Origin of the sequence: Deinococcus sp. KSM4-11, assembly GCF_004801415.1 — a bacterium.
GTDB lineage: Bacteria > Deinococcota > Deinococci > Deinococcales > Deinococcaceae > Deinococcus.
Genome location: NZ_SSNX01000002.1, coordinates 137,156 through 150,253, shown reverse-complemented (window position 1 = coordinate 150,253; position 13,098 = coordinate 137,156). Strand labels below are relative to the sequence as shown.

Genomic DNA, 13,098 nt, shown 5'->3' with positions numbered 1-13,098 from the left:
TCTGAAGGGGGCATGCCGTCTCAGAGACGAAAAGCGGCGGCACTCAGGGGGTGCGGAGTGGCCCGGCCAGCAGCCACGCCGCCCTGATCAGGCCGCCGCGCACCTCATAGGTCATCACGACCTCCAGAACGCCCGGCTGCCCGGCAACAGTGCGGGTGACCAGTTCGTGATCCACCACCACGGTTCCCAGCACGGCCCGGTGGAGCACCTTCGCGTGCAGATGCGGTTCCCGGAACCGGTTCTCGTGCCGCGCGCGGATGGCCGGCGCGCCGTCGGCCAGCAGCGTGTCCGGGTGAGCGTACAGCCGCGCGTCCGGCGCCCACAGCGCCATGAAGGCATCGAGGTCCCGGGCGTTGTAGAGCCGCAGTTGCTGGGCGGCCACGCTGGCGGGGGACCCGTCCTGCGTCCAGTCCAGGGCGAACTGGATGAATCCACGGGTCAGGTCGAGATCGGCCGGCTGGGCGGGCTGTCCCACCCGGCTGAACTGGCCGGGATGCTGCGCCCACGCGCGTTCCAGCAGGGCTGCCCAGCTGGGCGCATGATCCTGGGCCCAGGTCATGGCCGCACGTTTCGAATGGACCTGCCCGCTGTCCAGGGTCTGGAGCATCCTGGCGATGCTCAGCGCCACGTACGGCTGCCGCCACCCGTCGTCCAGGGCGGCCGGGGTCGACAGCAGGTCCGCTCCCCAGGTGTGGAGCGTGTCCCGCACCTCGTTCTGGAGGGCGTCTGCCGGCACCGGATCGATCAGGTCTCGTGGATTCAGACCGTCCAGCAGAAGGCCGAACTCGCGGGCGGTCCAGCGCATGACCAAGGTGTTGTCATGGGCGGAGTGCTGAAGGTCGCGGCTGCCGTTGTCGAAGTAGGGCACCGGCGTGGCCGCCGGATCCGCGCGGCGCAGCAGCTCCTGTGGGAAGTACGAGCCTTCCAGGTGCCGGGCCCAGGGACTCTCCAGGCTCCACAGATGGCGGTGCAGGGCCAGCACGGCCCGCTCCTGGGCGTCCGTGAGGGCCGAGCGCACCACCACCACGAAATCCACGTCGCTGCCCCCGTCGGCGTCCCCCAGCGCGAACGACCCTTGCAGGAACGCGGCGACGAAGTCCGCTCCCAGCACCAGCCGGGCCCCCTGCACCAGCTGGGCCAGGACGCCGTCGAGATCCGGGAAGCCCGTGCTGATCCGGGCGGTCATGCCGGGCGGAGGCCGGAGGAGCAGTCGGTGCAGGAGCAGGGCAACGTCGGCAAGGAACCTCCTGATGGGTACGTCCAGACAGGCCAAGGATAGACCATGTCTGCGGGCCGCAGATGCGCCACATCGGGCGGCGCGACCTGTCAAACTTGAGAAAGTTCACACTGTCACCACGCGACCACACCCATTTCGGAGGAACGATGCGTTCACGACCCACGCTTCCGCACCTGCTGACCGGCCTGGCGCTGCTCATCCTGCCGGTCGCGTGCTCCAGGGCACCCGGAACCCCCGCTCCAGCGGCGGGCTCCACCCTCACGCCGCTGACCCTGGGTCCGGGCACGAATACCCTGCAATATGAGCCGTTCCTTTCGGCCACCAACGGGTGGGGGCCGGTCGAGCGCAACCACAGCAACGGCGAGCAGGCCGCCGGAGACGGCGAGACATTGACGCTGAACGGCGTCACGTACCCACAGGGCTTTGGGGTGCATGCCAGCAGCGACCTGCGCTTCGCCTTGCCGGTCAGCGGTGTGGCCTGCACCCGGCTACTCGCAGATATCGGCGTGGACGATGAGGTCGGAACCAGGGGCAGCGTGGTCTTCCAGGTGTACCTCGACGGCGTCAAGGCCTTCGATTCCGGCACCCTGACCGGCAGCGGCGCCACGCGCCAGATCGACCTCGACGTCAGCGGTCGCCGCGAACTGCGCCTCAGCGTCACGGACGCCGGAAACGGCACGTCCTACGACCACGCCGACTGGGCCAACCCCAGAGTGGTGTGCACTTCGGCCACCGTGCCGCCTCCCCCGCCGCCAACCGTGCGGCACCTCGAGTACGTGGGAGTGGACCGGGCCCTGAAGGTCTACGACATCGACCATGGCTACGCGCTCGTCCGAACGATCCCGCTGCCTGGCGTGTACGGCCTGCGCGGCATCGCGGCCAGCGCGGTGACCGACCGCCTGTACGTGCCGTACACCGGAGACCGTGCGGATGCCAGGTACGCCGGGCAGCCGAGTTTCGGGTACCTGCTGGCCCTCGATCTCAAGACCGACAAGGTGCTGTGGACGCGCAAGTATTCGCCGTCGGTGGACAGCCTGGCGATCACCCCGGACGGCAAGAAACTGTACCTGCCCAGCGGCGAGGATCGTGGCGGAGCCTTCTGGTTCGTGCTCGACGCCGCTACCGGCACCGAACTGACCCGCATCCCGGTGTTCAAGAATGCCCACAACACCATCGTCGGGGCGAGTGGCAAGCGCGTGTACCTGGCCAGCGTGTCGACCACCTTCCTGAATGTGGCCGACACGGCGACCGACAAGCTCGTCAGCAAGATCGGCCCCTTCTACTCGAACGGCGCGGCCGACTCGGGCGTGCGGCCCTTCACGGTCAACGCCGCCGAGACCCTGGTGTTCGTGAACATGAACCACTTCTCGGGCTTCGAGGTCGGCGACGTGGCGACCGGCCGCAACCTGTACAGCGTGCCCGTCCAGAACTTCCCGTGGCAGGAACCAGCGGTGGGGGTGCAGAGCCACGGCGTCGCCCTCACGCCGAACGAGAAGGAAGTGTGGGTGCTGGATTCGTACAACAAGTACGTGCACGTGTTCGACGTCTCGGGGCTGCCCAGCCGCGCCCCGGTGCAGGTGGCCGACATCGACGTGAAAGACACGGCCGACGCCTCCAACTACCCCAAGTGGATCAACTTCACGCGGGACGGCCGCTACGCCCAGATCTCGACCGGCCACATCATCAACGTGGCCACCCGCACGATCGTGACCAAGCTGGACAATACCCGCTACTACCTGCAGGTGGACCTGCAGGGCAGCGAACCGGTCGCGGCGTATTCCCGCTACGGCGTGGGGTACGGCGGGGTGCCTGCGCCCTGAGTCGTGTCAGCCGGGCTGCGCCGCAATCCACGCCATGGTGCGGTCCGTCAGGCGGTCAAGCGCCTCGACGCTCTGGATCAAGTGCGCTTCGAGCGTGTCTTCGATCTTGTTGTGGCTGATGCCGCGCAGGCTCTGCACGAACAGCATCACCGTGGGCACGCCGCTGCGGGCCACCTCGGCCGCGTCGTGCAGCGGGCCGCTCGGCAGGCGGTGCCCGGTGCCTGAGACCTCCCGGACGCTCGCGTCGGCCGCGTCGATCAGCTCCGGATGGAAGGGAATGGGTTCGATGTGCCACAGGTCACCGAAGGTCACGGTGCAGCCGCCCCCGTCGGCCAGGCGCCGGGCGGCGTCCTGCGCATCCCGCCACATGGCGGCGAGGCTCTGTGCATTCAGGTGCCGCTGATCCAGGGTGAGCTCGCAGGTCTCGACGACGCTGGTCACGATGCCCGGCAGCGTCTTGCATGACCCGATGGTGCACACGCCCCCATGCTTCTCGGCGATGGCGTAGATCTCTTGCGCGAACTGCCCCGCCGCCCGGAACGCGTCCCGGCGGACGTTCATGGGCGTGCTGCCCGAGTGCGCCGCCTGCCCGTGGAAGGTGAGGGTGTGCCGCTCCACGCCCACCGTTCCCAGAACCGCGCCCAGCGGCAGGCCCAGGCCCTCCAGCACCGGTCCCTGCTCGATATGAAGTTCCAGGTATGCCGCGGCGCCCGCCAGCTCCTGGCGGGCCTGCGGAGCATTCTCCAGCGTCACGCCCACGCGGGCGAGCGCGTCCTCCAGCCCCACGCCGTCCCGGTCTCTGAGCTTGCGCATCTCCGCGAGGTCGATGTTCCCGCCCGCCGCGCTCGACCCGTACAGCGACCGGCCGAACCGCGCGCCTTCCTCGTCGGCCCAGTCCACCAGTTTCAGCGTGACCGGGGGCGAACCGGCATACTGCTCGTTCACGCGGCGCATCACCTCCAGGCCGGCCAGGACGTTCAGACAGCCGTCCAGCCAGCCGCCGTTCGGCACGCTGTCCAGGTGCCCGCCGATGATGAGTGTCCGCGGCGACTGGCCCTTCAGGGTAGCCCAGTAATTCCCGGCGGCGTCCATGTGCTGTGAGACCGGCAGGGTGTCCAGCCGCTCTTTCAGGAACGCGCGGGCCTGGAGCCAGGTGTCCGTGAAGGCCACGCGCTGCGCTCCCTGCTCGTTGCCCGTCAGGTCACGCAGGGCCTTGAGGTCGTCGATCGTCCGCTGTGGGTTCAGGGCCATGATCCACCATACCGGCCGGCGCCGCACCACGGGAAGTCCAGTGGGGCCAGCCCCGACCCCCGGAACAGACCCGTACACTGAGCGCCATATGCAGGCTTACCTCGACCTGATGCGCCACGTGCTCGACGACGGGGCCACCAAGACCGACCGCACCGGCACCGGCACCCGCTCGATCTTCGGCGCGCAACTGCGCTTCGACCTGCGGGCCGGCTTTCCCCTGGTCACGACCAAGAAAGTGCACCTGAAATCGATCATCCACGAGCTGCTGTGGTTCCTGTCGGGCAGCAGCAACGTGGCGTACCTGCGCGAGAACGGCGTGACCATCTGGGACGAGTGGGCCGATGGCGACGGTGAACTCGGCCCCGTGTACGGCGTGCAGTGGAGAAGCTGGCCCACGCCGGACGGCCGGCACATCGACCAGATCACGCAGGTCGTAAACCAGATCCGGGCCACCCCCGATTCACGCCGGCTGATCGTCTCGGCGTGGAACGTGGCCGAGATCAAGCACATGGCGCTGCCCCCCTGCCACGCGCTGTTCCAGTTCTACGTCGCGGATGGACGGCTGTCCTGCCAGCTGTACCAGCGGTCGGCCGACCTGTTTCTGGGCGTGCCGTTCAACATCGCCTCGTACGCCCTGCTGACCATGATGGTCGCGCAGGTGTGCGGCCTGGAACCCGGCGATTTCATCTGGACCGGCGGAGACTGCCACCTGTACTCGAACCATTTCGAGCAGGCGCGCGAACAGCTGTCGCGGGAGCCCCGGCCCCTGCCGCGCATGCACCTGAACCCAGAGATCACCGACCTGCTGGCCTTCCGGTATGGCGACTTCAGCCTGGACGGCTACCACCCACATCCGCGCATCAAGGCGCCCATCGCGGTGTGAGCAGCCCAGCCGTCACCTTCGTCGTCGCCATGACCGAACCGGGACGCGTGATCGGCCGCGGTGGCGACCTGCCCTGGCACCTGCCGGCCGATCTCGCGCACTTCAAGCGCGTCACGCTGGGCAAGCCCGTGATCATGGGCCGCAAGGTCTACGACTCCATCGGGCGGCCCCTGCCGCAGCGCACGAACATCGTCCTGACCCGGAATCCGGCGTTCACGGCGCCAGGCTGCGCGGTCGTCCACGACCCGCAGGCCGCGCTGGTCGCCGCCGGAGCCGTGCCGGACGTCATGGTGATCGGCGGCGAGGAGATCTACCGCCTGTACGTGCCGCAGGTCACCCGCGTCGAGCTGACGGTGATCCATGCGGACATCGCCGGCGACACGTATTTCCCGGACCTGCCCGGCGCCTGGCGTGAAACGGCCCGCCGCGAGCGGCCTGCCGATGAACGCCATCCGTACGACTTGAGCTTCGTGACCCTGGAACGCTGAGCGGCTCTACACGTCCTCAGCGGTTCTCTCCAGGCCAGGTCATCTACACGCCCAGATACCGCTGCACGGCGTGCGTGGGCGTGTCGGCGGTGTTCCCGGTCTCGACCACCCGGCCTTTTTGCATCACGTAGTAGCGGTCGGCGAAGGACCACGCGAAATCCAGGTACTGCTCGACCAGCAGCACCGCCACGCGCAGTTCCGTGCGGACGCGCGTCAGGGCGGCCTCGATCTCCTGCACGATGCTCGGCTGGATGCCCTCGGTCGGTTCGTCCAGCAGCAGGTAGCGCGGCTGCGTGACCAGCGCGCGACCGATGGCGACCTGCTGCTGCTGGCCGCCCGACAGGTTGCCGGCCTTGCGATCCGTCATGTCACGGCAGATGGGGAAGAGGTCGTACACCAGATCCGGAATCTGGCGCTTCGCGGCCGCGCGTCCCGAGAGGGCGGGAAGGCCCATCAGCAGGTTCTCCTCGACGCTCAGGTGCCCGAACAGGCCCCGGCCCTGCGGGACATAGGCGAGCCCACTGCGGGCGCGGGTGAAGGCCGCTTCCTTCTCGACCTGCGCGCCGTTCAGACGCACGCCGCCGCCCGTGACCGGGTGCAGGCCGGTGATCGTGCGCAGCAGCGTGGTCTTGCCGACCCCGTTGCGGCCGATGAGCGTGACCGCTTCGGCATCGCGCACTTCCAGGTCGATGCCGAACAGCACAGGGCTCTGTCCGTACGCGGCGGTGACGCCCTCAAGCTTCAGCATGTCCAGTCTCCTTGGGCCGTCCCAGGTAGATCTCCATCACCTCGGGGTCGGCGCGCAGCGTGGCCAGATCGCCCTCGCGGAACACCTGCCCCTGGTGCAGCACGGTGATGGGGGCGTCCAGCAGTTCCACGAAATGCATGTCGTGGTCGATGACCAGCACGGTGTGCCGCCCGGCCAGGGTGTGGATCAGCTCGGCGGTCTGCGCGGTTTCCTGGGCCGTCATGCCGGCGGTGGGTTCGTCCAGCAGCAGCAATTCCGGGTCGGCGGCGACCACCATCCCGATCTCCAGCCACTGTTTTTCCCCATGTGCGAGCGACGCCGCGAGCACGTCCGCCCGCTCGGTCAGGCCGGTCAAGTGCAGCAGCTCATCCGCGCGGGCCTGCTCGACCGGGGTGGGCGCCTTCAGAATGCTCAGCACGCCCTTGTCCCGGCGGGCCGTGAGCAGCAGGTTTTCCCGCACGGTCAGGCCCTCCAGCACGCCGGGGGCCTGGAACTTGCGGCAGATCCCCAGCCCGGCGATGCGGTGTTCCGGGAGCCTCGAGATGACCTGGCCCCCGAACCGGATGTCGCCCGTGTCGGGCCGCACCTTGCCGATGATGGTGTCGAGCAGCGTGCTCTTGCCCGCGCCGTTCGGCCCGATCAGCACCCGCAGGCTGCCTTTCGGGACACTCAGGCTGAGATTCGTAATGGCCTTGAAACCGTCGAAGGACACGGTGATGTCCCGCACGTCCAGCAGCGTCTCGGTGCCCGAGTCAGACGGCATCGCTCACCTCGCGGGTGACCGGGTTGGGCGTCTTGACCGGGAGCGCGGCCGCCTTCTTGCGGTTCGCCAGGAGTCCGGCCACGCCCTGCGGCATGACCAGCACGACCAGCACGAACAGCGCGCCCATGACGTACAGCCACGCGTCCGGGGCAGCGCTCGAGATCCGGTCTTTTGCCAGCTGTCCCAGCACCAGCCCGCCCGCCGCGCCGATCAGGCTGGCGCGGCCGCCCAGCGCCACCCACACGACCAGTTCGATGCTGAAGGCCGTGCCGATCATGGCCGGTGAGATGGTGCCCAGGTGCAGCGTGTACAGCGCGCCCGACACGCCCGCCAGCAGGCCGCCCAGCATGAAGGCCGCGATCTTGAACGCCGCCGGGTTGAAGCCCAGGAAGCGCGTGCGGTTCTCGTTGTCGCGGATCGCGGTCAGGATGGCCCCGAAGGGCGTGCGGAGCAGCGCTGCCGTGCCGCCCAGGGCGAGGGCCAGGAACAGCAGTGTCACCCAGTACAGGCCGTGCGCGACATTCGGGCCGCGCAGGCTGATGCCCAGGAAGCTCTGGTAGTCCGTGATGCCGTTCGTGCCGGAGGTCAGGCCCTGTGAGCCGTTCAGCCACGTCACGAAGGCCAGCAGCAGCGCCTGCGTGATGATGCTCACGTACACGCCCGTGATGCGGCGGCGGAACATCAGCCACGCGATCACGCCGGCGACGGCAGCCGGCAGCACCAGCACCATCAGCAGCGCGAACGGCGCGCTGGCGAAGGGTGCCCAGAACCACGGGAGCTTCTCCACGCCGTTGTACACCATGAAATCCGGCAATTCGCCCTTCGCGGTGGCCGCCAGCTTCAGGTGCATGGCCAGCGCGTACCCGCCCAGCCCGAAGAACAGCCCCTGGCCCAGGCTCAGGATGCCGGTGCGGCCCCACACCACGCTCACGCCGATGGCCGCGATGGACAGTGCCAGCACGCGCCCCAGCAGCGCCAGCGGATATGCCCCCAGGTACAGCGGCGCGAACGCCAGGGCGAGCAACACGACGAGGGTGACCAGGGTCGATGTCGGGAGCCTCATCACGCCTCCTCGAGCGCTCTGGACTGGGTCGGGAACAGGCCGCGCGGCTTCCACTGCAAGAAGGCCACGACGGCCACCAGCAAGATCGCCTGCGCCAGGCTCACGCTGGTCAGCCCCTCGGCCAGCGCTGTGATGAAGCCCAGCAGCACGGCCGCGACCGCGCCGCCCAGCACGCTGCCCACCCCGCCGACCACGACCACCAGGAAGGCGTTCACGATGTACGACGCGCCGACCGTCGGGTTGACCGGGGCGATCAGCGCGAGGCCCACGCCGGCAATGCCCGCGATCCCGGCGCCCAGCGCGAAGACCAGCATGTCCAGCGAGCGGGTGTTCACGCCCAGCGCGGCGGCCATTTCCCGGTTCCCGTTCACGGCGCGGACGTGCATGCCGAAGGTGGAGCGGTTCAGCAGCCACCACATCCCGCCCAGCACGATCAGCGCCAGGGCGATCACGAAGAGGCGCACGTACGGGAAGGTCAGGCCGTCCAGCACGCCGCCGTGGACGACGACCGCCCCGCTCAGCCACGTGGGCGCGGTGACGGGCACGCCTGTCGAACCGAAGAGCTGGCGGGCGGCCTGCTGCAGGATCAGGCTGATCCCGAAGGTGGCGAGCAGCGTGTCCAGCGGGCGGCCGTACAGGCGGCGGATCACGGTGAATTCCATGACGGCGCCGAGTAGGCCCGCCCCCAGGAAGGCCAGCGGGAATGCCACCCACAGGAAGTTTGGCCCGGCCCACTGCGCGGCGAGGTACGTGAGGTACCCGCCGACCATCAGGAACTCGCCGTGCGCCATGTTGATCACGCGCATCAATCCGAAACTCAGGGCCAGGCCGAGCGCAGCCAGCAGCAGGATCGACGCGACCGAGAGGCCCGTGAACAGCTGACCAGACAAAAAGGTGAAGTCCATTGCATCCCTCCTAGCGGTGCTGCATACAACAACGCCGAGCGGGACGCAGAAGGGGCTGTGTGCCGCTTCCCGCGTCCCGCTTGGCCGTCATGGCTCAGGGGCAGGTCTTGCCGGGGAAGGCGAGCTTGTCGTAGGGCTGCGGCGCGACCACGCCCTTGCTCTGCGCAACGACCTTGAACTGCCCGCCCGCGCCGGACATGCCGGTGTATACGGCCTGGGTGAGGCTGCCGTTCGGATCGACCGTGATCTTGCCCAGCGGGCTGTCCACGCTGATGCCCACGATGGCCTTGCGCACGGCCATGGGGTCGAAGGACTTGGCTTTCTCGACGGCGGCCTTCCACAGGTACACGTCCATGTACGCGTGGGCCATGGGGTCGGTGATGGCGGCCTTCGCGCCGTACTTGGCCTGGTAAGCGGCGACGAACTTCTTGTTCGCGGCGTTCGGCAGGCTCTGGAAGTAGTTCCAGGTGGCGTACTGCCCGTCGAGGAGCTGTGTGCCGATGGCCTGCGCTTCCTGCTCGGCGATGCTGAACGAGATCACCGGCAGCGTCTTGGCGCTGTACCCGGCGGCCTGGTACTGCTTGAAGAACGACACGTTGCTGTCGCCGTTCAGGGTGTTGATGATCACGTCCGGCTTGGCGGCCTTGATCTTGTTGATGACGCTGGAAAATTCGGTGCCGCCCAGCGCGACGTACTCCTCGCCGGAGAGGGTGGCCTTCATGTCGGTGATGTGCTTTTTCAGGATCAGGTTCGCGGTGCGCGGGTACACGTAGTCGCTGCCCAGCAGGAAGATCTTCTTGTAGCCCTTGCTCAGCGCCCACTCCAGTGCGGGCAGGGCCTGCTGGTTGGGCTGCGCGCCGGTGTAGATGATGTTCGGGCTGCATTCGTTGCCCTCGAACTGCACCGGGTAGAACAGCAGGCCGCCGTTCTTCTCGAACACCGGCAGCATGGATTTGCGGCTGGCGCTGGTCCACCCGCCGAACACGGTGGCGACCTTGTCCTGCGTGAGGAGCTTCTCGGCCTTGGTGGCGAAGGTGGGCCAGTCGCTGGCGCCGTCTTCCTTGACGACCTCGACCTTCTTGCCCATGACGCCGCCCGCCGCGTTGATCTCGTCGATGGCGAGCTGCGCGGCGTTGGCCACGGTAATTTCACTGATGGCCATGGTGCCGGTCAGCGAGTGCAGCACGCCGACCTTGACGGTGCTCTGGGCGCTGGCGGTGCTGGCGGCGAGGAGGGTAAAGCTCAGGGCGGTGGTGCAGACAGAACGGAGCTTGCTCATGGGGACTCCTTTGGGATGCGTAGTGCACGCACCGGCGCTGCTGTGGTGCCGATCGTACGCTGACTGTGCAATTTGTTCAAAATTTTCTGAACATCTTGCGCAGATGAGGCGAGCATAGGGGAGTGGATGTGAAATCCTTTGCAAGTTGTTTAGAAAAACGGATGACTCTGGACGGCCTGCCCGCTACGCTGCACCCTGGGCACCCGTCGCACGTACCCGCCCGCCCCGTCCAGGAGGTCACCCAGGGATGCAACTCACCGAACGCGAACGCGACAAACTGCTGATCCATGCCGCCGCCAGCCTCGCCCGCGACCGGCGGGAACGCGGCCTTAAGCTCAACCACCCCGAGGCGGTCGCCTTGATCACGGCCGCCGTCCTCGAAGGCATCCGCGAGGGCCGCCGCGTGGAGGACCTGATGGGCTGGGGCGCGACCATCCTCAGTGCCGACGACGTCATGGACGGCATCCCTGAACTCATCCACGACATCCAGGTCGAGGGCACCTTTCCGGACGGCACCAAACTCGTCACCATCCACGACCCTATCCGGGGAGGCCGCAGTCAGCTGGTGCCCGGCGAATACGTCCTGGATGACGGCGAGATCGAGCTGAACGCCGGACGCCCCGTGACCCCGCTCACGGTCGCCAACCGCGCCGACCGGCCCATTCAGGTCGGCAGCCACTTCCACTTCTTCGAGGTGAATGCCGGCCTGCACTTCGACCGCGCCGCCGCCTACGGCCAGCGCCTGAACATCCCCGCCGGAACCGCCGTGCGCTTCGAACCGGGCGAGGAGAAGGCCATCGAACTCGTCCCCCTGGGCGGCACGCGCGAGGTGTACGGCATGAACGCCCTGGTGAGCGGCGAACTCGACGGCGCCGGCATGCCGGAGGTGGCGCTCCAGCGCGCCCGGGCACAGGGCTTCGGGGGAGCGGAATGAAGGTCAGCCGCCGCCAGTACGCCGATCTGTACGGCCCGACGGTGGGCGACCGCGTGCGCCTGGGAGACACGAACCTGCTGATCGAGGTGGAGCAGGACTACACCACCTACGGCGAGGAGGTGAAGTTCGGCGGCGGCAAGGTCATCCGCGACGGCCTGGGCCAGAGCAGCACGGCCACCCGCTCAGATCCGAATGTGCCGGACCTGGTCATCACGAACGCCCTGATCCTGGATCACTGGGGCGTGGTCAAGGCGGACGTGGGCGTCAAGAATGGCCGGATCACCGCCATCGGCAAGGCCGGGAATCCCGGCACGCAGGACGGCGTGACCCAGGGCCTGACCATCGGCGCGAGCACCGAGATCGTGGCGGGCGAGGGGCACATCCTCACGGCGGGCGGCGTGGACACGCACATCCACTTCATCGCGCCGCAGCAGTGCTGGACGGCACTGGAATCCGGTGTGACGACCATGATCGGTGGCGGCACCGGCCCCACGGCGGGCACCTCGGCCACGACGTGCACGCCGGGCGAATGGCACATCCACCGCATGCTGGAATCCCTCGCGGGCCTGCCGCTGAACTTCGGCCTGCTCGGCAAGGGGAACGCCAGCACGCAGGCGCCGCTGGCCGAACAGATCCGCGCCGGGGCACTGGGCCTCAAGCTCCATGAGGACTGGGGCACCACGCCGGCCGCCATCCACGCGGCCCTGAGCGTGGCCGACGACTTCGACGTGCAGGTCGCCATCCACACCGACACCCTGAACGAATCCGGCTTTGTCGAGGACTCCATCCGCGCCTTCGCGGGCCGCACCATCCACACCTTCCATACCGAGGGGGCGGGCGGCGGGCACGCGCCGGACATCATCAAGGTGGCGGGCCTGCCGAACGTGCTGCCCAGCTCCACCAACCCCACCATGCCCTTCACAGTCAACACCATCCACGAGCACCTGGACATGCTGATGGTCTGCCACCACCTCTCCCCCCGCATTCCCGAGGACGTGAGCTTCGCCGAGAGCCGCATCCGCCCCGAAACGATCGCCGCCGAGGACGTGCTGCACGATCTGGGCGTGTTCTCGATGATGAGCAGCGACTCGCAGGCGATGGGCCGGGTGGGTGAGGTGATCACCCGCACGTGGCAGGCCGCGCACAAGATGAAGCTCCAGCGCGGCCCCCTGGCCATCCCCGGCCTGGGCACCGACGCCCGTGCCGACAACCTGCGCGCCCGCCGCTACGTCGCCAAGTACACCATCAACCCGGCCGTCGCCCACGGCATCGCGCACGAGGTCGGCAGCGTCGAGGTCGGGAAGCTTGCGGACCTCGTGCTGTGGAAGCCTGCCTTCTTCGGCGCGAAGACCGCGCTGGTCATCAAGGGCGGCTTCGTGGTGGCCGCGCAGATGGGCGACGCGAACGCCAGCATTCCCACCCCGCAGCCGGTGTACCCCCGCCCGATGTTCGCCGCCCACGGGGGAGGCCCGGACGCCACCTGCCTGCACTTCGTGTCGCAGGTCAGCCTGACGGAAGGGAACCTTCCCGACGTGGGCCGCCGCTACAGCGCCGTGAGCCACACCCGCGATATCGGCAAGAAGGACATGCTCCTGAACGCCGGAACGCCAGAGATCGACGTGAACCCCGAGACCTATGAAGTGCGCGTCAATGGCGAGATCGTCACCTGTGAGCCGCTGGACGAGCTGCCGCTCGCGCAGCGGTACTTCCTGTTCTGAGCCCCGGAG

The 13,098-nt window shown here is 68.2% G+C and carries 12 protein-coding genes; 5 read left to right on the top strand and 7 right to left on the bottom strand.

Annotated features, from left to right (window positions below; genetic code table 11):
* Nucleotides 1-43 precede the first annotated feature (43 nt).
* On the bottom strand, nt 44-1,186 hold the full coding sequence (locus tag E7T09_RS07860) for a nuclear transport factor 2 family protein (RefSeq protein ID WP_136388637.1): 1,143 nt from the start codon (nt 1,184-1,186) through the stop codon (nt 44-46).
* Nucleotides 1,187-1,383: 197 nt separating this feature from the next.
* Between E7T09_RS07860 and E7T09_RS22065 the strand changes: the two genes are divergently transcribed.
* Nucleotides 1,384-3,057, top strand: a complete 1,674-nt coding sequence (locus tag E7T09_RS22065; RefSeq protein ID WP_205746958.1) for an NPCBM/NEW2 domain-containing protein — start codon at nt 1,384-1,386, stop codon at nt 3,055-3,057.
* Nucleotides 3,058-3,063: 6 nt separating this feature from the next.
* On the opposite strand, the gene E7T09_RS07850 is transcribed toward E7T09_RS22065, so the two are convergent.
* A complete protein-coding gene (locus E7T09_RS07850) occupies nt 3,064-4,308 on the bottom strand; it encodes a Zn-dependent hydrolase (protein ID WP_136388636.1) in 1,245 nt (414 codons plus the stop codon).
* Between the two features lie 88 nt (nt 4,309-4,396).
* On the opposite strand from E7T09_RS07850, the gene E7T09_RS07845 reads away from it, so the two are divergent.
* Together E7T09_RS07845 and E7T09_RS07840 are read left to right on the top strand one after the other, a co-directional pair.
* The gene (locus E7T09_RS07845; RefSeq protein WP_136388635.1) at nt 4,397-5,191 is read left to right on the top strand and encodes a thymidylate synthase; all 795 of its coding nucleotides are present in this window, start codon (nt 4,397-4,399) and stop codon (nt 5,189-5,191) included.
* Nucleotides 5,188-5,679: a dihydrofolate reductase gene (locus E7T09_RS07840; protein WP_240741682.1), complete on the top strand. Its 492-nt coding sequence runs from the start codon at nt 5,188-5,190 to the stop codon at nt 5,677-5,679. The genes E7T09_RS07845 and E7T09_RS07840 overlap by 4 nt, the downstream gene beginning before the upstream one ends.
* 43 nt (nt 5,680-5,722) lie before the next feature.
* Here E7T09_RS07840 and urtE read toward each other — a convergent pair whose 3' ends face one another.
* The 5 genes from urtE to urtA form a co-directional block, all read right to left on the bottom strand.
* Nucleotides 5,723-6,427 (bottom strand): urea ABC transporter ATP-binding subunit UrtE, encoded by a 705-nt coding sequence (gene urtE / locus E7T09_RS07835; RefSeq protein ID WP_136388634.1) that lies wholly within the window; start codon nt 6,425-6,427, stop codon nt 5,723-5,725.
* Nucleotides 6,414-7,190, bottom strand: coding sequence for an urea ABC transporter ATP-binding protein UrtD (gene urtD / locus E7T09_RS07830; protein WP_136388633.1), 777 nt, complete (start codon nt 7,188-7,190; stop codon nt 6,414-6,416). Before urtD ends, urtE begins: the two co-directional genes overlap by 14 nt.
* Nucleotides 7,180-8,253 carry an urea ABC transporter permease subunit UrtC gene (urtC, locus tag E7T09_RS07825; protein WP_136388632.1) on the bottom strand — a complete coding sequence of 358 codons (1,074 nt, stop codon included), beginning with the start codon at nt 8,251-8,253 and terminating at the stop codon, nt 7,180-7,182. The genes urtD and urtC overlap by 11 nt, the downstream gene beginning before the upstream one ends.
* On the bottom strand, nt 8,253-9,158 hold the full coding sequence (urtB, locus tag E7T09_RS07820; protein WP_136388631.1) for an urea ABC transporter permease subunit UrtB: 906 nt from the start codon (nt 9,156-9,158) through the stop codon (nt 8,253-8,255). The genes urtC and urtB overlap by 1 nt, the downstream gene beginning before the upstream one ends.
* Nucleotides 9,159-9,252: 94 nt before the next feature.
* The gene (gene urtA, locus E7T09_RS07815) at nt 9,253-10,437 is read right to left on the bottom strand and encodes an urea ABC transporter substrate-binding protein (protein ID WP_136388630.1); all 1,185 of its coding nucleotides are present in this window, start codon (nt 10,435-10,437) and stop codon (nt 9,253-9,255) included.
* Nucleotides 10,438-10,684: 247 nt separating this feature from the next.
* On the opposite strand from urtA, the gene E7T09_RS07810 reads away from it, so the two are divergent.
* Nucleotides 10,685-11,371, top strand: coding sequence for an urease subunit beta (locus E7T09_RS07810; protein ID WP_136388629.1), 687 nt, complete (start codon nt 10,685-10,687; stop codon nt 11,369-11,371).
* Nucleotides 11,368-13,089 carry an urease subunit alpha gene (gene ureC / locus E7T09_RS07805; protein ID WP_136388628.1) on the top strand — a complete coding sequence of 574 codons (1,722 nt, stop codon included), beginning with the start codon at nt 11,368-11,370 and terminating at the stop codon, nt 13,087-13,089. The genes E7T09_RS07810 and ureC overlap by 4 nt, the downstream gene beginning before the upstream one ends.
* The last annotated feature ends 9 nt before the right edge of the window (nt 13,090-13,098 follow it).